This is a genomic window from Labilithrix luteola (assembly GCF_001263205.1).
Classification (GTDB): domain Bacteria; phylum Myxococcota_A; class Polyangia; order Polyangiales; family Polyangiaceae; genus Labilithrix; species Labilithrix luteola.
In genome coordinates this window covers 1,868,387-1,887,442 of sequence record NZ_CP012333.1, presented here as the reverse complement: position 1 = coordinate 1,887,442, position 19,056 = coordinate 1,868,387, and the positions used below count along the sequence as shown (strand labels likewise).

Here is a 19,056-nt window from a genome sequence, read left to right as displayed (position 1 = left end):
AAGCGGATCTCAGGAAACATGAAATTGCGTCTTCATGCCTCGACGTTCGTCGCGGTGTCGTTCGTCGCGCTCATCGCCTGCCAGAAGCAGACGGTCGAGTTCGTGCCGCCGTCAGCCGACGCTGGACTGTCCTTCACCAATCCGGACGATGGCGGTGCGGCCATCGGCGTGCCGGAAGCGAGCCTCACGTCGTACTGCGCTTCGTACACGTGCACCGGACCGTTCACGACGTGCCCAACGTCGCATTTCCCCTGCGACGTGAACGTGATGACCGATCCGAAGAATTGCGGTGGGTGCGGGATCGAGTGCCCGAGCATGAACACGGAGGGGGCCTATCTCGATTGCGTCGCCGGTAAGTGCGTTCCGTCGTGTCTCGAAGGATACGCCGACTGCAACGGCGTCCGCGAAGACCTCTGCGAGACGAGGCTCGGCGACAACGACAACTGCAACGGCTGCGGTGACGCGTGCCCCGATCCGGCGAAGCCGTGCATCTACGACGACGACGCGAAGAAAGGCCAGTGCGGCTGTGACAAGGGCCGCTCCTTTTGCGCGGGAGCGTGCGTCGATCTGGAGACGTCGGACGACAACTGCGGAGCCTGCGGCGTCGCCTGCCCCAGAACCGGCGCTAGCGAACCCGGTTCGAACGCCCACTACGGATGTGACGAAGGCACGTGCGGACACGTCAAGTGCGACCAGGGATTCGCCAATTGCGACGGCAAGAACGACAACGGTTGCGAGGCCAACCTCCTCTCCCCGACGAGCTGCGGAGCGTGCAACATCGCGTGCGATCCGGGCCAAACCTGCCGACGTAACAGCAAGGGCGAGGCCGAGTGCATCTGCGCCAAGGGCCAGACGCTTTGCGGCGATACCTGCGCGGATCTTCGCGCCGACCTTCGAAACTGCGGGGGCTGCGGGATCGACTGCACGTCGATTGCGTTGAACGCCAACGGCCTCGGCACGTGCACTTACGGATCGTGCGGCTTCGTCTGCATGCAGGACTGGGGCGAATGCAACGGCGACCCGACCGACGGCTGCGAAGTGAACCTCGCCTCGGACCCGCGCAATTGCGGCGCTTGCGGAAACGAATGCGACGTCCTCTCTGGTCAACCCTGTATCGCCGGCAAGTGCGCGGTCGAACCGTGCCGCGATGGGGAGGTGCCCCAATGAAAGCACGGACCATCGGCGCCCTCTCGAGCGTCGCGGGCACGCTCGCGCTTCTCGTTGCGTGCGCGGCGGACGACGAGACTTCACGTCAGAGCCTCGAAGCCGACGGTGGCACGTTGCCAGTGCAGGACGGCGGGGCCGATGCATTGGAGGACGCCGCCGAGCCGTCCGACCCGTGCGTGCCGGATGCGCTCTGTCCGAACGGACCCGTCGATCCAAGTGGCCCTGGGGGCGGGCTCGACGTGAGAACTCGCATCAACGTCATCCGAGGACGCTCCGAGAGCGACGTCTGGGCGGCCGGTGCGGTCGGCGCCATGTTCCACTTCGACGGCACCTCGTGGAAGCCCTCGCCGATGAGCAGCGCCGAGACGATGAACGGACTCTGGCTCCGTGACGCGAATGAGATCGCGGTATCGTCGCTCACGTCCGTCTACACGCGAGGGCTCGAGGTCACGGACGGTGCCGATGCCTCTGCGCCTTCCTCGGGTGGCTGGATCGCACGCGGGGCTCCCGCCACGCCGGACGCGCTCGGACCGTCTGCCGTCGTGGTTACCTCCTCCTGGGCCGCTTCGGGCGGAACATCGCTCTGGAGCACGCTTCGGCAGTTCGAAGGGGGCGGGCTCGACACGGCCCCGAACGGACTCTGGCGGCTCCGGGTCGATCCATCGACGAACGCGCTCGAGTTCCACGATGCGCTCGAGCCCGGCGCCTGCGCGTTGCTCGGATGCCGGCGCATGTCGAGCGTCCATGGCATCTCGGCCGACGATCTCTGGGCGGTCGGCTATTCGGGCGTGACGTTCCACATCACGAACGCCGAGAGCGCAACACCGACCATCACTCCGTTCGATAGCCGAACGTGGGCAGGGCTCAACGGAGTTTGGGCGGCGGCGGAGAACGACGTCTGGGCTGTCGGCGGCGCCGGCGTCATTCGCCATTACACCGGTCATTCCTACGCGTGGGACGTGGTCTCCGATGTCCCCACGACCGAGACCCTCCACGCGATCTACGGCACGTCGGGCAGCGACATATGGGCCGTCGGCGACAATGCCGTCGTCCTCCACTACGACGGCGCGCACTGGTCGCGCGTGAAGGTCGCGGGACTCGGTGGCCGGCTCCCCCATCTCATGACTGTTTGGACGCCCGCGCCGGGTCACGTCTGGATCGGTGGCGACGGCGTCATTCTTTCACTCGGAGGCACGCCTTGAGAGCCCTGTTCTTCCGAACGACGTGGGCCGCCATCACGCTCGTTGTGGCCGCGTGTGCCACGTCGGAGAGTCTCGTCACCGAGAACGATGCCGGGAACAACGTGATCCCGGACGACGCAGCAGCGCCGGAGGCCGCGACGCGGGATGCGTCCGTGCCCATCGAGGCAGGAGCCGACGGCTCCGCGGACGGAGGGCGATGCAGCTCGGACGGCTGGTGTCTCACGCCACTCGTCGACGACGACTTCCAGTTTTCCGATGTGTGGCCTCTGGCCGACGGTGCGTTCGCCGTGGGCACGAGCAGTACGCGCGGCATGAAGGTCCTCGAGTGGGAGGACGCTACTCAGTCGTGGACGTACATCGACGACGGTACGCAGAACCAGTTACGCGCGCGACTCACCAACGTATGGGCGCCGAGCAAAGACGAAGTCTATTTCACGCTACTCCACGTCGGCATTCTCTACGGTGAACCGAACGGATACGGCGCGTACGTCTACCATGGCAAACGACCGGTTCCTCCCGGGACGAAGTGGACATGGGCGAGAAGCCGCGTCATCTGCGGCACCGTCAAGACGATGGAGCCCAAGGTCTCCGGCACGAGCGCGGACGACGTGTACCTGACGTCCTGCGAAACGATCTATCGGTTGACGGGCGCGATCGACGTCCCGGATGGCGGCGCCTCGCCATGGACGACGGAGTACGTCGACGAAGACCCCGCGACGTTTTTGAACTTCCACGGCTTCGCGTCGACCAGTCCGGGAGACACGTGGTTCGTGGGATCGAGGGCTCAGGGGACGACGTCTTGCACCGTGCTTCTTCGCAAGACGGGCGTGGATGGCGGAATCGAACGCGTGGCGGACAGCACGCCGCTCGCCGACGGCTGCCAAGAACAACCCGGACGACTGACGATCAATGGTGATTTTCGAGAGAGCTTCGTCGCCCCCGCCAAAGACCGGCTCGTCGGTGTCCGATACAGCAGGGATGTGAAGAACCAAGTCGTTCGCGTCGCACGCGAGAGCGACGGACACTACTCGGTCGACGAATCGAGCCCTTCACCGACCTTCAACGTGATCCTGAGCAGGGTCTGGGGACATTCGGACGACGACCTCTGGCTCGTCGCTCAAAGCAGCTTCGGGAACAATCCGGGACGAGTTCTTCGTGGCAGGGACCTCTGGTCCGGCACCGGCACCTACGAATACTCGACGCTCTTCATCAACGAGACGCCAAACACCAAGCCCCTCTCTCAGATTCGTGGGACTTCGAACAACAACCTTTGGGCAGTCGGAGATGGCCGTGCGTTCCACAAGACGACTCCTTGAGCGCCGACACGTCGCCGCCCTCGTCGCGGCGTCTCTCTTCTCTGCCGAAGCCGCTGTGAGCTGCGCGAGCCCGTCGGACACGAGCGGTGACGCCCACGGAAACGACGGTGCCCAGGACGCTGGTCCCAGCGCTCCCGACGCACACACGGATGCTGGCGCATTCGACGCCGCGCCACGCCCGCGCGACGCCGCGACTTCGGACGCAGGCCCGCTTCCGGTCGTGTGCTCGACGTCGCCGTGTGCGACGTCACTGACGACTACGCTCGGCTTCACGGAGGGCTTCTGCGCGCTGCTCGAGGACAAGACCGTGGCGTGTTGGGGCCAGAATCAGGACGGTCAGCTCGGACGCGGTGACGTCGCGGGAAGTGTCGACAGCCCGACGGCAGCGCGCGTCTCTGGCCTCGAGAACGTTGCTTTCCTCGACCACACCTGCGCTGTCGACACGAGCGGTGCAACGTGGTGCTGGGGGTTCGGCCCTTATCCACACGAAGGCTCGGAGGGGCTCACGACGGCGCGGGCGCCCGTGAAGCTCGACGTCCCCACCGCGACGCGCGTCGGCGTGAATGCGGACCGGCGACAGATGGTGGGCGTCGGGTGCGTCCTCCGCGAGGGCGGCGACGTCGTCTGTTGGGGGACGAATCGCGACGGGCAGGTCGATGTCCCCGATCTCGATGCGAGCTCGCGCGAGTGGCTTTCTCCGAGGCCGATTTCGGTTCCAGCCGGCTCGCCAATCGAAGAGCTGCACATTGGCCTCGCGTCGTTCCTCCGGCGAGGCGACGGCGTGCTCCTCAGCTGGGGAGCGAACCCGCCGCTCGGCCGCGTGTCGTCGCTCGTGCCATCTCCGCACCCCGATCCGGTCGCGCTCACGGGCGTCTCGAACGTCGACGTCGCCAACGAGAACGTCTGCGCCGTAGCGCAGGGCATCGCCCATTGCTGGGGCGGTCCCGTGTTCACTTCCGTCGACTCGTTCGAGCGCCCTCTCCCCGAGATCGTCGTGACGCCGGAGCCTGTCATTCAGATCTCGACGTCTTCTCGGAGCTACAACACGAACGTGTCCGTGCGCGGCTGCGCGGTCGGGGTCTCGGGATCGGTCTATTGCTGGGGTGGCAACGCCTACGGCCAGGCCGGCGACGGGACGAAGACGTACGCCCTCGCGCCGGTCAAAGTCGCGGGCCTTCCAGGCACCGTCGCCCAAGTGAAGGCCACGCTGTATTCGACGTGCGCGCTCATGACCAGCGGCAAGGTTTTCTGTTGGGGTGGTGACGCGAGCGGACAGCTCGGTAACGGCGTGATGAATGAACCGAGCCTCGTCCCGATCGAGGTGGCACTGCCATGAACACCCTCCACACACGATACCGAGTCTCGCTTTTGCTCGTCGGCAGTGCCGCTGCTGCGTTTGCGATCGGCGCTTGCAACCAAACGTCGAAGGCCTTCGACAATCGCGTCGATACGTTCGAACAAGACGCGGCGGCCGAGGCATCCACGTGCCCGTTTCAGTGCTCGCTCGACGGACGCGCAGTCCTTCGCTCGTGCACGGGCGAGGTCGTCGAGACATGTAGCACCGAGCTCGCTTGCGGTGGCGGTCGCTGCCAAGAACCGTGTGCAGCGGCGGCGGCCGACAAGAGCTCGCTCGGCTGCGAATTCTATCTCCAGCCGCCCTACTTCACGAAGTCGTTCGATCAGAACTGCTACGCGTCGTACGTCGTCAACACCTCGACTGTGCCGGTCGAGCTCTCCCTCGAATACCAGGGCGAGGGCATCGATCTCTCCAAGTCCGTCTATCGAACGAACCCTGGCGACGCGACGCTGGTGTTGCATGAGGGCCCACTCCAGCCGGGCGAGAGTGCGATCCTCTTCGTCTCGGACGGCTCACCGGACAAGATCTCCCACGGCGGTGAACGTGCTGCCCATTGCCCGGAGGGCATCGTTCCAGCGACGTTCGCGGATGGCCTGCCGGACGGCACCGGCATCGGGTCGTCGTTCCATTTGACGACCAGCGCGCCCGTGAGCCTGGCGGCGATCTACCCGTATGGCGGCGCCCGGAGCTACATCCCATCGGCGACACTGCTCTTGCCCGTCGCCACGTGGGGAACGAACCACGTCATCGTGAATGCGTGGGAGCGCATCATGATCCAGGCCTACGCCTCTGCGGGCGGACCCGCCGCACAGATCGTCGCGTCGGAAGACGACACGGACGTCACGATCTTGCCGACGCAGGCCATCGACGACGGGCCAGGCGTGCAAGGCGCCGGCGCGAAGGTCCCGGTGACGTACCGATTGGGCAAAGGGCAGGTCCTACAAATCAATCAAGGCGCGGAGCTCTCCGGCAGCATGGTGAGCTCGAACAAGCCCACCAGCATCTTTGGCGGCCAGGAATGCATGTTCATTCCCTCGAGGCGTGTTGCCTGTGACACGGCCCTGCAGCAGCTCCCGGCGATCGAGCAATGGGGATCGGAGTATGTCGCCGCCGGTTATCGGCCGCGTCTCGGAAACGAGTACGAGGTGATGCCGTATCGGATCGTCGCGGCCCGTGATGGCACTGTCCTCGATTACGATCCCGTGGTCCCCGCTGGAGCTCCGCTCACGATGTCCGCAGGCGAAGTGGTGACGTTCTGGGGCGAGGTCGGGTCTCCGTTCGTCGTGCGCACGCAGGACGTCGATCACCCGATCTATCTCGCGGCGTACATGTCTGGCGCCGGCGGGCCCAAAGTGGGCGAGACCGACCCACTGGGAAGTGTCGATTTGCGCGGCAATGGCGACCCTGAGTTCGTGAACGTCGTTCCCGCTGGCCAGTACCTGAACTCCTATAGCTTCTTCGCGGATCCGACCTACGACGAGACGTCGCTCGTCATCGTGAGAGCCAAGGCCGGCGGCCAGTTCAAAGATGTCTGGCTGGAGTGCGCCGGTACCCTGGCGGACTTCAAGCCCGTCGGCGGCCGAGGTGATTACGAGTGGACCCGCGTCGATCTCGCACGCAACGGCGGTCCGGGGCAGGCCTTCGACGCCGGCGTCTGCAAGAACGGCCTTCAGCGAATGCGCAGTGAAGGTCCCTTCACGGCCACACTCTGGGGTTGGGCACAGTGGGCGAGTTACGCGTACCCGGGTGGCATGGCTCAGCGAAAGCTCGTCGCCAATCCGATTGTCCCTGTTCACTGATCTCCAGCTCGGCGTTGCAAGCGGGGGGCCGCCGCGAGGCTCATGGCGCTCGCGGCGGTGATGACCTCTCGATGCTCGGGAACGTGCCGAGCATCGAGGGGTGGTCATGCGGCGAGTCGCGTCGATGGCGCGGACGCCGGTGGTGTCGCCGGGCCTCGCGCCTTGATCAGGCCCGCACCGGCGCGCGCTTTGTCACCCACCTCGAAGACGCTCACGGCGTCCGTCAGGTGGCGAGATTGCTCGCGCATCGCCTCGGCGGCCGCCGAAGCCTCTTCGACGAGCGACGCGTTCTGCTGCGTCGACCGATCGATTTGGACGATGGCCGTGTTCACCTGATCGAGGCCACTCGACTGCTCGCGGGTGGCTCCTGCGATGTCCGTCATGATGTCGGTCACGCGCTTCACCGAACCGACGATCTCGTCCATCGTCCGTCCGGCCTCGCCCACGAGTGCGGAGCCCCGCTCGATCTTGCTCGCCGATTCGTCCATCAGCGCTTTGATCGTCTTGGCTGACTCCGCGCTTCGTTGAGATAGGCTCCGAACCTCGGAGGCAACGACGGCGAAGCCCTTGCCCTGATCGCCGGCCCTCGCCGCCTCGACCGAGGCGTTGAGCGCGAGGATGTTCGTCTGGAACGCGAGCCCGTCGATGACGTCGCTGATCTCGGAGATCCTCCTCGAGCTCTCCGCGATCGAGCTCATCACGTGGACGACCTCCGCGACGACCTTGCCTCCTCTCGTCGCGATGTCGGAGGCCGAGACCGCCATGTTGTTCGCCTGGCCTGCGTTGTCCGCGTTCTGGCGGACCGTGCTCGTCAGCTCTTCGATCGAGGCGGCGATCTCCTCGACGTTGGCGGCTTGCATCTCGGTGCGCGAGGCCAGGTCCTGCTGGCCGGTCGCGATCTCGGTCGAGGCCGTGTTGATCGATTGGCAGGCGGTGCGAATACCCGAGACGATCGTGCGGAGTCGCTCCTGCATGCTCTTCATCGAAGCGATGACGCTCGTGGAGTCGCCCTCCCTCACGACGATCGGCGTGTCGAGCTTTCCTGCCGCGATCTCCGTGGCGATGGCGAGAGCCTGCGTCGGCTCGCCTCCCAGTTTGCCCATGACCCATCGGTAGGCAGCGAAGAGAGCGAGTGAGAGAGTGACGAACGCCGCCACCACGAGCAGGTCGATCGACCTGACGACGGCGTCGCGGCGGGCCTGACTCTCCGCGACCGTCCGCCCGGTGCGCTCGTCGAGCAGAGTGAAGAACTCGTTGATCGGCCGCATGATGGTGGCCTTGTTGGCGTGGTACGCGGCGTCGTGCATCAGGCGGCGCGCGAGCTCGAAATCCGGCGGAGCATGGCGCGTGAACTCGCCGCGCTCGTCCTCGAAGAGCCCCTTCACGGCGTTCATCGCGATCGCCTCGGTCTTCACCAGATCATTGGAATTGGCCTCCGCCTGGCTCAACTTCGCGAGCTCGGCGTCGCTGAAGCCGAGCTCCCTCATCAGGGTCGTCAGCGCGGCCGTACGGCCGTCGGGCCGCGGGAGCTTGCCATTCCGGACGTCGAGGATCTTGAAGTACTCGGCCTCGTACTGCGGATCGCCGGTGACGACGTAGGTCCGAGCGAGGCGGGTGAGGTCCTCGGAGCTCTGACGAAGCTCCATGGCCAGCTGGTACGATTGATAACGTTGCCGGTTGGACGCGTCCGACTCCTCCGCGGAGGTGCGAAGCGACGCGACCCTCGCTCCGATGATCGCGACCAGGACCGTGGTGATGGCCGCGATCAACACGAAGATGCGCTTGATGCTCAGCATTTTTGGCGTGGCTCCCTTTCGTGACATTCGGAACGGCTGACGAAAGGGACCGCGTAAGGGGAGCGCACGAGGTGGCGTCGAGTTGGGCATGAGCACTCCAGGGGCTCGGCCCCAACATCGCTCGGCCTCGGCCGTGTTGCACTTTTCAGCGTGGACGCCTGCCCAGCCACCAACCGGACGTGAGGTTTTGGGTGGGGGCCCTATCAATCGAGCTGTGGGGCTTCGGGACGTTCGCGATACAAAGGACCCTTCATGGCTCAACCCCTTCCGTCGTCGTCCGCCGGGCCGAACGAGTTCGTCTCGTCTTCTCCGCCTTCTCCGCCGAGTCCGCCCGAGCCCGAGAAGCTCTCGTTCTTTGCGACCGCGAAGACGTTCCCGCGCCCCTTCTGGATGTGTTGCGTGATGGAGATGTGGGAACGGCTCGCGTACTTCGGCGTGCGCGTCGTCATGCCGATCTACATCATGCAGGCCGACGAGCCCGGTGGTCTGCACTTCACCAAGGACGACAAGGGATCCATCTACTTTTGGTGGGCAATCGTCGCGTCGGGCATTCCGATGATCAGCGGCGGCTTCGCGGATCGTTACGGCTACAAGAAGCTCATCGCGGTCAGCGCCACGATCAACATCGCCGCCTACGTCATGATGGCGAACATGCGGAGCTACTGGGGCTTCTTCGCCTCGGTCATGCTCCTCGCGCTCGGCACGGCGCTCTTCAAGCCGGGCCTCCAGGGCACGCTCGCGCAGTCGATGTCGAAGAAGAATTCCAGCGTGGGTTGGGGGCTCTTCTATTGGCTCGTGAACGTGGGCGGGGCGATCGGACCTCCGTTGGCGGGCTTCATGCACTCGCACGGCTGGCCGGCCGTGTTCTACGGCTCGGCGGCGATCACCACGCTGAACTACGCCATGCTCTTCACGTACCCGGGCGTGGAATCGGGCGCGGATCAGTCGAAGGGCATCTGGACCGTCGTGAAAGGCACGGTCGTGAACATCTTCGACGCGAAGCTCCTCGCGGTCATCGCGATCTTCTCGGGCTTTTGGATGATGCTCTACCAACTCTGGGACTTCATGCCGAACTTCTACGCCGACTGGATCGACTCCAGCGGCTTCGTGAAGCTCGTCGGCTTCCTGCCCGAGGCTTGGCTCCAGAAGACGGCGCGCGGCGTCCAGCTCAAACAAGAGAACGCGCTGAACCTCAACGCGCTCCTCATCGTGCTCTTCGTCGTTCCGATGTCGTTTCTCGTGGCGCGCATGCGCGTGCTGTCGGCCATCACGCTCGGCATCCTCATCGCGACGATCGGCACGATGGTCTACGGCACGCTCCCGAGCATCTACATGGTGTTCTTCGGCATCCTTCTCTTCTCGCTCGGTGAGATGCTGACGGGGCCGAAGAAGACCGAGTACTTCGCGCTCATCGCCCCCAAGGGAAAGAAGGCGCTCTATCTCGGCTACGTGAACATCCCGGTCGCGATCGGAGCGGCCGCCGGGGCCAAAGTGGTCGCCGCTCTGTACGGTGAGAAGGCCACCTTGGCGCTGCGGTACCTCGCGGAGAAGACCGACCACCACGGCGCTGGAAACTGGGACGGAAATGCCGACCACCTCGCCGCGTTCGTCGGCGTACAGCGCACGAGCGCGGTCGAGACGCTCTGCAATGTCCTCGGTCAGAGCCCGAACGCCGTGAATCAGCTCCTCTGGGACACCTACAAGCCGTACCAGATCTGGTACGTGTTCGGCGCCGCCGGCCTCTGCTCGCTCATCGGCATGCTCGTCTTCTCGCGCATGAGCCGCAAGTGGCAGGACCTCGACGTGTAAGTCGGTCTCAACGATCGGAGGGCTCGTGGGCGGTCACGCCGAGGCGTCGAGCTTCGCCGTGCGCGCTTCGGACCAGAAATACGTCGCGAGGCCCATCGTCATGAGCTCGACGATCACGACGAGCGCGACGCAGCCCGCCCAGCCGCCGTACTTCCATGTCAGGCCCGGAGCGATGCCGCCCACGCTGCCGCCGAGGTAGTAGCACGTGACGTAGGCGCCCGATGCGAGGGAGCGAAGGCCCGGCGGAGCGGCGCTACGCAGACGCGTCGTCGAGGCGGATTGGCAAACGAAGGCCGAGGAACAACACACCGCCAGGCCGGCGACGACCGCGGGAAGGAAGGGGATGAGCGTGAGCATCAGCCCGAGCGCCCCGATGCCCAGCGAGCCCACGAGCACGCGGCGTGAGCCGACGCGATCGATGAACCGTCCGGCGATCGGCGTCACGAAGGCTCCGACCAGGTACACGGCGTAGATCGTCGAGAGGCTGCCCGTCGCCAGCTTGAACGGCGACGCCGTCAGGTAGAAGCCCACGTACGAGAACACGGCGACGAGCGAGAACAGCACGTTGAAGCCGATGGCGAAGTTCGCGAGCAGGGCAGGGGTTGCGAGCCCCACGATGCGCCGACCGAGAGGGAGCGGTGTCGCCCCTCCACCGCGCACGCGTGACGGCGGAAGGAACTTCCAGGTGACGAACGCCCCGATGCCGTTGAGCAGGCCGAGGACGATGAAGGCGAAGGGCCAGTGCGTGTGCTGCGCGATCCACCCCGTGATGGATCGCCCCGCCCATCCGCCGATGACGTTCCCCGTAACGAACGCGGCCATGGCTCGACCGACGAGGCTCACGTCGATCTCCTCGGCGAGATAGGCGAGCGCGAGAACGTAGACTCCCGGTGTGGCCGCGCCTTGGAGGAATCGCCAGACGATGAGCGAGCCGAGTCCCGTCGACGTGGCGGCGAGCAAGGTCGTGAGCGAGAGGAAGGCCAGCGACGCGATCATCAGGCGCGTGCGGCTGAAGCGATCGCCGATGGCCCCGAAGATGGGCGCACAAAGCGCGACCGCAGCCGTTGGCGCGCTCACTGTCAGCCCCACCTCGGCCTTCGAGGCGTGGAAGATCTCGGTGAATCGCGGCAGGAGCGGCTGCGTCGCGTAGAGGTCGAGAAAGGTCGAAAAGCCCGCAAAAGCGACAGCCAGAATGGCCGCCGAGTTCTTCAGCCCATCGTTCGAACGCTTGGGCTTCTCAAGAGACATCTCGACCCTGTTTCAAGGGTCGTCGTGAAAGCGCGTCAAGTCGAACGAGACGAGCGCCGATTGTCGTCGCACGCGCGGCTTTGCTTCGTGTCGAGGGCGTGGGGCAAGCCATCCGTCGACTGCGGCGACCACTTGCACGGACCGACGTTCAAAGCTCGCCGCGGCTCTCGAGGACGGCGCGATAGAAATCGCGTGGATCGAGCTGTTCGGGAAAGGTCGACGAGCCGCCGTCGTTGACTTCGATGACCGTCCAGCCGCCGTTCGCCAGGCGGGCGACATCGGCCGTGAAGAACGGTGAGCCGATCGCGCGACCGAGGAAGGCAAACTGCTCGGGAGATTCGAGCGCCGATTCGACGTCGTAGTACGGCGCGTGCGCCACGAGCTCGCCTTCCCAGAAGATCAAGCGATGCTCATCGGTCACGCGACGCTGCTCCGGAGTCCAGCCGGGAAGGGTGGCGAGGTCGAGATGCTTCTTGATGACGAACCCGGTCTCGAAGGTGTCGCCGCGCAGCTCGACGAGCCGTTCACAGATCGCGCGGAAGTCCTCGAAGTCGGCGCCCGCGGGTACGAAGCACGCACGGTGCCATTCCTCTTTCGCGGATTTGACGTAGTCCTTCACGATCCAAGGCGGCGGGCCGAGCAACTGCGCCACCTCCCATGCTTCATCGATTCCGTCGCCCTCGGTCCAGCGGGCCGGCGCGGAGTACTTTCCGAGCAGCGGTAGATAGTTCGGGGCGAACGTCGCCTCGGCGAAGCTCTCCGGATCGACAACGAGCTCTTCGCCGCGATCGGAGATCGCTTCGTACAGAGCGGCATACTCTTCTTCGCGGATCATCCATCCGCGATAGAGCCATACGCGATTCGCGGCACGCGGCAGCCGCCGAATCGCCCGCTCGGCATCGCCCATCACGATGGGGTCGAGCGGCAGTGCGTACGATTCGATGTCGAGTTCCTCCGCTGCGAGCGTTTCGATCTCGAAGCGGTCGTCGGTGCTTTCCGAGCCAGCAGGACGTCCGAACAGAACGCAGAGTTCGCTGTTTGGCATGGCGCGGATTCGTAAGACCGAAATTCGCGCGAACCAGACTTCAAAAGGATCGACCTCTGCTGGTAAGTATCGATCAGCGGTCGCCGGAAACGCGCCTCCGTCGATGCGAACGATGCGAAGCCGGGCCGCCGAACCGAGCTGCGTAAGCCGCGCGAGTCGCACACGCGCACCACCGAGCGCCGCGATCGCACACAGCCTCACGAATCTCGAGCTTCATTCTCGCCGAACGCTCGCCGAACGCTCGTGACGCTCGCCGTCAGATTCCGGGAGGGCCCGGCTTGCTCGGCGCAGGGATCTTCGGATTCATCCTCGGATCACCCGGAGCGGGAATCAGGACGGTCGGTCCGGGATCGCCGGGGCACTCGATTTCTCGTGGTCCCGTCGGATCGTCCGACGTTCCCGGCCGAACGGGAAACTCAGGCACTTCGTCTTGCTGGGTGGGACTCGCCATGGCTCTCCCTTTCACGCGTCCGCGCTTGGGCGACATGATCGAAGAAACCTTGCAATCGTCGATCCCCGAGGCGACTACGTAAACTCCGCAAGGGCTGCCGGACCTGTCGCATGAATTTCCAGTCCCTCGACGATTTCATGAAAAATCGGTGCCGCCTGAGCCATAGACCCTTGGGTCATGCCGCAAGCACGCAGTCTCTCCTCGTTTGCCATCGCCACACTCGTCGCGGGGATTCTCCTCACCGGTTTGAGCCTCGAAGCGTGCAGCGGTCCCGCCGAGAACGTCCCGACGCCTCAGACGGACGCCGGGGGCGGAGGACCTGCCGTCGACGCGAACGGCGACGACGGCGACGCTACGCCAGTGGATGACCCTCTCGTGCCTACGTGCCGTGTCGAGACGGCGAACTGGGAGCCTACCAACGGCACGACGAGCTCGAACTTCTCTCCCGTCTTCGAGGTGCCCGCAGGCACCGAGCTCCGGAGTCTCTATCGCACCCGAGTGCTCGGTTTCGACCAGCCGACGAAGCAATTCGTCGTTTACAGCACGCGGATGTGGGGGGCAGAAATGTTCGAAGTCCACGAGGACGTTCGCCTGAATCCCGGCTACGAGCGCGCCGTGCTCGCTGAGGGGGTCCTCGCGTGTCGAGACACGGCATGTGACTTCGTCGTCTGGCGCGAGGACACAGGCTCACCCGTCGCGGCGCATCCCGTCGTCGTCCCGGAGGAGGTCGCGCCGACGACCACCACTCAGAACTGCGTCGGCGGTCGAGGGATCGTCTGCCTCGACGACGCAGGCGCTTGGACGACGGCGCTCGATCCCGATTTTCTCCCGGCGCCAATCGCCGCATTCGTTCGCCTGCACGAAGACCACTTCCTCGTCGCCGATACGAACGGGGTCGTTTTTCTCGTGCGTTCGGGCGTCGTCGTTCCCTTCAACAGTGGCACGTCCGAGCCTGTCGTCGAGCTCTCGGGCGTGGCCTATCCGTACTCCGACGTCTGGGCGGCACGCACCGCGAACGGCCGCTTGGTACGCGGGACGCTCGCTGGAGGGGAGGCTTGCGACCTTCAGGTCGACAGCGTGGAGGCGGGCTCTGCTCCCGATCTCGTTCTTCGTCGAGGGGATCGCATGGTGTTCACGGGCTTCGGCAGGGGCCGCGGCGCCATCGGGTACGCCATTCCGCCGGAGTCGATTGCCGTCGGGTACAACCTCTGCGGGATCGCGCTCAACCCGTTCACCATCGACGCGCACCACATCTACGCGCCGCCGCTGGCGTGCTACATCGACTAAAAGAACGTCACGTCTTCATGCGCGCGAGCTGGACTTCGAGCCGAACGCGAGCGGGATCAGGGGATGATGCGCTCGCGCCGGAGGCGATCGAAGAGGTCGATGAAGGAGCGCTCCGTCTCCTGGTAGTCGAGGAAGCCGAAGCGTCGACTCTTCGACATGTCGTTGAGGCACTCGAAGGGCCGTCCGAGATCGGCATCGGTGTGCCAGGGCGATGCGAGCTCACGGAGCGATGTCGGCTGCAGGCGATGCACGGCAACGAGCCTACTCCACGTGCCGTCGGCGTCGGCGAGCTGCCGCTCGAGCGGTTCACCCGGCGACGGCGCTGATTCGACTTCGAAGTAGCGCGCAAGAACCGTCCAGAGGTGCTTCCAACGGAAGACGTCGCCGTTCACGACGTTGAAGGCCTCGTTGCGGGCCGATGACGTGGTCGATGCCCAGGAGAGATGGCGGGCGAGCAGGCGCGCGTCCGTCACGTCACTCACTCCTTCGAACTGCGCCTGGGAGCCCGGAAAAACCAGTGGCTTGGCGTTGGCCTTGCAGATCGAGGCGTACGTCGCGAGCGTCACGCCGATGTTCATCAGATTGCCGACGGCATAGCCGACGATCGTGTGTGGCCGGTGGATGCTGAAGCCGAAGTCGTGGCGTTTCGCGTAGTCGAAGACGATGTCTTCCTGCGTGTAGTAGAAATTCTCGCCGGGGAGTCGAGCCTGGTCTTCGCGAAAGGGCGTCTGCGGCTTGTTCTTCGCGTACGACTCGAAGGGCCCGAGGTAGTTCTTGGTCCCGGTCACGAGGGCCACGTGTCGAACCGACTTCGAGCGCGCGGTGACCGCCTCGAGGACGTTCTTCACCATCGCGCCGTTCACCCGGACGTTTTCGCTCTCGGTCGGCATGCGCGTCCAAGCACCGAAGAACACGTGGGTGGGGTCGACGTCTCCGAGGACGCGCATCGTCTCGGTCTCGTCGAGGACGTCGACCGGAAGCGTTCGAATGCGCGAATGGCCCAGGAGCGGCCGTCGCGAGACACCGGCCACCGACCAGTCGCCCTCCGCGAGCAGCTGGTGCGCGAGATTCTGACCAACGATTCCACTGACTCCGATGATGAGCGCGCGCTTGTCGAACATGCGACGAAGCTTGGTGCGGTGTCGGTTCGAGGGCCAGACGCTTGCTCGGCAAAGAACCTGTGAATGCCATTCACAAGAGCTCGAAAATGAGGTCTGCCGCACGCCGCGAAGCAACGCGAAGCGAGAGAACGAAAACCTCCAAGGTCGAGTGCGCCACCGGGAACGGAGTTCGCTTTCGGAAGGTTGTAGGGCCGTGAAGGAAATTTTCGCACGCCACAATTGGACGAGTTCGAGGAAGGTCGCTCTCCCTCTCCTGGGGGCGCTCGCTCTCGGAGCGGGCTCGACGATGGCGCTCGCCGAAAATGGGCCTGCGGCGATTCGAGCCCAACCAGCGGCAGCCTCGGGGGACGTGTCGGCGCTCGTCTCGAGCGTGCAGCCGGCCGTGGTCAGCATCACGGTCGAGCAGCTCGCGAATACCTCGGCGTTCGACCCCGACGACGTCTCGCCGTTCGACTTCTTCTTCGGAGGAGGAGGAGGCCCCAAGCGCCGTTCGCCGTCACCGCACGTCGGCAAGATCGTCGGCGCCGGAAGCGGCTTCGTGTTCGACGACAAAGGTCACGTCGTCACGAATGCGCACGTCGTCGACGATGCGAGCCTGGTGAAGGTCAAGCTCTCGGACGAGCGCGAGCTCAAAGCCAAGGTCCTCGGCAGAGACGAGCGACTCGACGTTGCCGTTCTCGAGATTCAAGGCGCCAAGAACGTGCCGCACGTTTCGCTCGGCTCGAGTGCGGGGCTCAAGGTCGGTGAGCCGGTCGTGGCCATCGGCAACGCGTTCGGCCTCGGCGGAACCGTGACCTCGGGCATCGTGAGCGCGAAGAGTCGAACGATCGGAGCCGGCCCCTACGATGACTTCATCCAGACCGACGCCTCGATCAATCCAGGAAACAGCGGCGGTCCGCTCTTCGATTTGAAGGGCCAGGTCGTCGGGATGAACACGGCGATCAACCCGAGCGGTCAGGGCATCGGCTTCGCCATTCCGTCCGACGCGATTCGCGAAGTTCTTCCCCAGCTCCTGTCGAGCGGTCACGTCAGCCGCGGAAGACTCGGCGCACAGATCCAGAGTATCGACGAGCCGCTCGCGAAGGCCCTGGGCCTGAACGACACGCGCGGCGCGCTCGTTGGCGATCTCGAGAATGGTGGACCCGCTGCCAGAGGAGGGCTTCACGAGGGCGACGTGGTCGTGGCGATTGACGGGCAGCCCGTCGTCCACGCGCACGATCTTCCGCGCATGGTCGGCGCACACGCGCCGGGGAGCAAAATCGCCCTCGAAGTGAAGCGAGGCTCGAGCACCGTGAACGTCCCCGTCACGCTGGGCGAGCTGCAAGACGAGAAGGAGTCCAAGCCGGCGCGTCAGGCCCAACCGAGCTCGAGCTCACTCGGCCTTCGACTCGGCAACGCCAACGGTGCAGGCGCGCTGGTCGAAGACGTCTCCGGAGCAGGGCCCGCCGCAGGGGTGCTCGTACCTGGAGACGTCATCACCGAGGTCGACCATCAGCCCGTGAAGAATGCGGCCGAAGCGAAGGCCAAGCTCCAACGCGCGACGAACGACAAGCCGCTCCTGCTCCGCGTGGAGCACGAAGGCCTCGGGCGCTGGGTGGCGATCGACCGCAAAGCGGGGTGATAGATGCCCTTACCACCCCATTCGAGACATGGTTGGTCGTCGCTGCGCAATTCGATGTAGCGGCAAAGACTCGTTCCGAATGCGCGCTCCGTTTGATACCCGCCTACCGGTCGGCGTGGAGGGCTCGTCGGTGCGCATGTTGCGCAAGTACCTCGCTTGCGTGCGCGAGAACGAGAACGGTAGCGTGAGAGGATGCGTCGCGTTTGGCTCGCTGGTGTTCCGCTCGTCTACGTCCTCCTTGCAGCATGTGTCGGTGACGATCCTGGGATCAATTCGAGCGTTGGGCCGGATGGAGGAACTCCTCTCGACGAAATAACGACGGGACACGACGGGTCGACGCCTGGAGACGTCGACGCCAACGGCGACGCTTCTTCGGACGGCGCGACCGCAGAGAAGCGTTGCGGCTACCCGGGCGAGGACTGTTGCTCGGCGCCGTCACTCCCGTGTCGTGAGGGAACCGTCTGCGGAACGGCGAATCAGAAGTGCATGGTGAGCGACGTCGGCATCGTCGGGACCAATCTCGAAGTCCAGAACGGTTCGACGTTCACCCGACACGTCTCGAGTGCGTTCTTCGACGGGAAGGATTGGACCATCGGCCCGGACGTTATGACCGAGGCATCACTCAGCGGCTTCAGCCCCACGGACCTCATTGCGGGTGGACCTCAGAACTACGAGGTCACGCTCTTCAAGAGCTCCGAGGGCAAGATGTTCAATTACTACTCGTCGGCCTGGCGCAAGTGCGAGCCGGGCCAAGCGTGCGCGGGGCCCACGCTGCCGCCTCCGGCATTCTGGAGCGTTGCGCGCATCGCGAACGACACCTGGATCGGCGCGACGAACGCCATCTACCGCTGCGCTGCAGGAAGCACCTGCACGAAAGAGGTCGCGGGCCTCGAATCGACGACGTGGGGAACGGGCAAACTGGTGGGAACTGGGCCCCAAGACATCTGGTTCTCGGCTTTGTCCCGCGCGTTCCATTTCGACGGAACGAAGTGGACCATCCACGACAACATCAAGGCGCGCACGATCTTCCAGATTCGGAAGGACGACGTCTGGGTCGGCGACAAGACGCTCCAGCACTGGGACGGCACGAAGTGGTCGGACGAATACGTCATCGACGGTCAGCCCGCACCCGGCATCATCACGAGTATCTCGGGTTCTTCGGATAGCGACGTTTGGGCCGTTGGCTACAACCCCTCCGACGGCGCGCATCCGGCGTTTGCCGCGCACTGGGATGGCATGACGTGGAAGCTCGTTCCGCTTCCGGCTGGCGCCGCCGAGGGACCCAGCATCTACGCGCCCTCTCCGATCGAAGCATTCCTTGTCGTCAGCTCCGGCGTCTATCGCTGGGACGGCAACGCTTGGAAGACGATGACGCTACCGACGGTGGACGCGGGCAGCGGCGGCCAGCCGATGTGGGCTTACGTTGCGGGGGTCGCGAAGCCGCGACCCTGATTCAGCGATCGCCACTCAGACGAGCACGTCTTCGGCGTCCGGCGTTTCGAGGTTCGACTTCAATGCGAACAGAACGCTTGCCCACTTCGTGGTGTGCTCCGCGAAGCGCCGGCTCCCTTCGGGCCAGTTGGCGTGGGTGAAGCGCACCACGGTTTCATCGCCGTCGCGCTCGAGGTCGAAGGTGATGTCCGTGCCGATCCAGTCGAGCGGTCCGTCGACACATTCCCACGTCACGCGTTGGCCGGCCTGCATCGCGATACGACGCAACGTGACTTTGCGATCGCCTCGCCACCACGCGCGGAACACGTCGTCGGCGGCGGAGACGGCTTGGAAAACGTCGTCCGCGGCCGCCGTCATTCGCAGGCTATGGAGAATCGCTGCCATG

At 65.0% G+C, this 19,056-nt stretch carries 15 protein-coding genes; 9 read left to right on the top strand and 6 right to left on the bottom strand.

What is annotated here, in order from left to right; translation table 11 throughout:
• Positions 1–18 precede the first annotated feature (18 nt).
• Genes AKJ09_RS08545 through AKJ09_RS08525 form a run of 5 tightly spaced genes read left to right on the top strand, consistent with a single transcriptional unit; the run spans position 19 to position 6,841 of the window.
• A complete protein-coding gene (locus AKJ09_RS08545; protein ID WP_146646697.1) occupies positions 19–1,167 on the top strand; it encodes a hypothetical protein in 1,149 nt (382 codons plus the stop codon).
• Positions 1,164–2,369, top strand: a complete 1,206-nt coding sequence (locus tag AKJ09_RS08540; protein ID WP_146646696.1) for a WD40/YVTN/BNR-like repeat-containing protein — start codon at positions 1,164–1,166, stop codon at positions 2,367–2,369. The genes AKJ09_RS08545 and AKJ09_RS08540 overlap by 4 nt, the downstream gene beginning before the upstream one ends.
• Positions 2,366–3,685, top strand: coding sequence for a hypothetical protein (locus tag AKJ09_RS08535; protein WP_146646695.1), 1,320 nt, complete (start codon positions 2,366–2,368; stop codon positions 3,683–3,685). Before AKJ09_RS08540 ends, AKJ09_RS08535 begins: the two co-directional genes overlap by 4 nt.
• Positions 3,660–5,021, top strand: coding sequence for an RCC1 domain-containing protein (locus tag AKJ09_RS08530; protein WP_169927386.1), 1,362 nt, complete (start codon positions 3,660–3,662; stop codon positions 5,019–5,021). The genes AKJ09_RS08535 and AKJ09_RS08530 overlap by 26 nt, the downstream gene beginning before the upstream one ends.
• Positions 5,018–6,841 carry an IgGFc-binding protein gene (locus AKJ09_RS08525; RefSeq protein WP_146646693.1) on the top strand — a complete coding sequence of 608 codons (1,824 nt, stop codon included), beginning with the start codon at positions 5,018–5,020 and terminating at the stop codon, positions 6,839–6,841. Before AKJ09_RS08530 ends, AKJ09_RS08525 begins: the two co-directional genes overlap by 4 nt.
• 104 nt (positions 6,842–6,945) lie before the next feature.
• Here AKJ09_RS08525 and AKJ09_RS55515 read toward each other — a convergent pair whose 3' ends face one another.
• Positions 6,946–8,637 carry a methyl-accepting chemotaxis protein gene (locus tag AKJ09_RS55515; protein WP_146646692.1) on the bottom strand — a complete coding sequence of 564 codons (1,692 nt, stop codon included), beginning with the start codon at positions 8,635–8,637 and terminating at the stop codon, positions 6,946–6,948.
• Between the two features lie 252 nt (positions 8,638–8,889).
• On the opposite strand from AKJ09_RS55515, the gene AKJ09_RS08515 reads away from it, so the two are divergent.
• Positions 8,890–10,446, top strand: coding sequence for an MFS transporter (locus AKJ09_RS08515; RefSeq protein ID WP_146646691.1), 1,557 nt, complete (start codon positions 8,890–8,892; stop codon positions 10,444–10,446).
• A gap of 33 nt (positions 10,447–10,479) precedes the next feature.
• Here the strand turns inward: AKJ09_RS08515 and AKJ09_RS08510 are convergent, their stop codons facing one another.
• The 3 genes from AKJ09_RS08510 to AKJ09_RS08500 all read right to left on the bottom strand — a co-directional run bounded on the left by AKJ09_RS08510 (position 10,480) and on the right by AKJ09_RS08500 (position 13,190).
• Positions 10,480–11,694, bottom strand: coding sequence for an MFS transporter (locus tag AKJ09_RS08510; RefSeq protein ID WP_146646690.1), 1,215 nt, complete (start codon positions 11,692–11,694; stop codon positions 10,480–10,482).
• 148 nt (positions 11,695–11,842) lie between these two features.
• Positions 11,843–12,739 (bottom strand): ATP-grasp domain-containing protein, encoded by an 897-nt coding sequence (locus AKJ09_RS08505; protein ID WP_146646689.1) that lies wholly within the window; start codon positions 12,737–12,739, stop codon positions 11,843–11,845.
• 256 nt (positions 12,740–12,995) lie between these two features.
• A complete protein-coding gene (locus AKJ09_RS08500) occupies positions 12,996–13,190 on the bottom strand; it encodes a hypothetical protein (protein ID WP_146646688.1) in 195 nt (64 codons plus the stop codon).
• A 177-nt stretch (positions 13,191–13,367) separates the two neighbouring features.
• Between AKJ09_RS08500 and AKJ09_RS08495 the strand changes: the two genes are divergently transcribed.
• The gene (locus tag AKJ09_RS08495) at positions 13,368–14,477 is read left to right on the top strand and encodes a hypothetical protein (protein WP_146646687.1); all 1,110 of its coding nucleotides are present in this window, start codon (positions 13,368–13,370) and stop codon (positions 14,475–14,477) included.
• Positions 14,478–14,533: 56 nt separating this feature from the next.
• Here AKJ09_RS08495 and AKJ09_RS08490 read toward each other — a convergent pair whose 3' ends face one another.
• Entirely contained in the window at positions 14,534–15,598 is a 1,065-nt protein-coding gene (locus tag AKJ09_RS08490; protein ID WP_146646686.1) for an SDR family oxidoreductase, read from the bottom strand.
• 193 nt (positions 15,599–15,791) lie between these two features.
• On the opposite strand from AKJ09_RS08490, the gene AKJ09_RS08485 reads away from it, so the two are divergent.
• Both AKJ09_RS08485 and AKJ09_RS08480 read left to right on the top strand, forming a co-directional pair.
• Positions 15,792–17,219: a Do family serine endopeptidase gene (locus tag AKJ09_RS08485; RefSeq protein WP_169927385.1), complete on the top strand. Its 1,428-nt coding sequence runs from the start codon at positions 15,792–15,794 to the stop codon at positions 17,217–17,219.
• 192 nt (positions 17,220–17,411) lie between these two features.
• Positions 17,412–18,671, top strand: a complete 1,260-nt coding sequence (locus tag AKJ09_RS08480; protein WP_146646684.1) for a hypothetical protein — start codon at positions 17,412–17,414, stop codon at positions 18,669–18,671.
• A 15-nt stretch (positions 18,672–18,686) separates the two neighbouring features.
• On the opposite strand, the gene AKJ09_RS08475 is transcribed toward AKJ09_RS08480, so the two are convergent.
• Positions 18,687–19,055: an SRPBCC family protein gene (locus AKJ09_RS08475; RefSeq protein ID WP_146646683.1), complete on the bottom strand. Its 369-nt coding sequence runs from the start codon at positions 19,053–19,055 to the stop codon at positions 18,687–18,689.
• Between the last annotated feature and the right edge of the window lies 1 nt (position 19,056).

Excerpts from the sequence above, each read along its gene's own strand:
- AKJ09_RS08545 (WP_146646697.1), top strand. The coding sequence starts at position 19 with ATGAAATTGCGTCTTCATGCCTCGACGTTCGTCGCGGTGTCGTTCGTC.
- AKJ09_RS08540 (WP_146646696.1), top strand. The coding sequence starts at position 1,164 with ATGAAAGCACGGACCATCGGCGCCCTCTCGAGCGTCGCGGGCACGCTC.
- AKJ09_RS08525 (WP_146646693.1), top strand. The coding sequence starts at position 5,018 with ATGAACACCCTCCACACACGATACCGAGTCTCGCTTTTGCTCGTCGGC.
- AKJ09_RS55515 (WP_146646692.1), bottom strand. The coding sequence starts at position 8,637 with ATGCTGAGCATCAAGCGCATCTTCGTGTTGATCGCGGCCATCACCACG.
- AKJ09_RS08515 (WP_146646691.1), top strand. The coding sequence starts at position 8,890 with ATGGCTCAACCCCTTCCGTCGTCGTCCGCCGGGCCGAACGAGTTCGTC.
- AKJ09_RS08510 (WP_146646690.1), bottom strand. The coding sequence starts at position 11,694 with ATGTCTCTTGAGAAGCCCAAGCGTTCGAACGATGGGCTGAAGAACTCG.
- AKJ09_RS08505 (WP_146646689.1), bottom strand. The coding sequence starts at position 12,739 with ATGCCAAACAGCGAACTCTGCGTTCTGTTCGGACGTCCTGCTGGCTCG.
- AKJ09_RS08500 (WP_146646688.1), bottom strand. The coding sequence starts at position 13,190 with ATGGCGAGTCCCACCCAGCAAGACGAAGTGCCTGAGTTTCCCGTTCGG.
- AKJ09_RS08495 (WP_146646687.1), top strand. The coding sequence starts at position 13,368 with ATGCCGCAAGCACGCAGTCTCTCCTCGTTTGCCATCGCCACACTCGTC.
- AKJ09_RS08490 (WP_146646686.1), bottom strand. The coding sequence starts at position 15,598 with ATGTTCGACAAGCGCGCGCTCATCATCGGAGTCAGTGGAATCGTTGGT.
- AKJ09_RS08480 (WP_146646684.1), top strand. The coding sequence starts at position 17,412 with ATGCGTCGCGTTTGGCTCGCTGGTGTTCCGCTCGTCTACGTCCTCCTT.
- AKJ09_RS08475 (WP_146646683.1), bottom strand. The coding sequence starts at position 19,055 with ATGGCAGCGATTCTCCATAGCCTGCGAATGACGGCGGCCGCGGACGAC.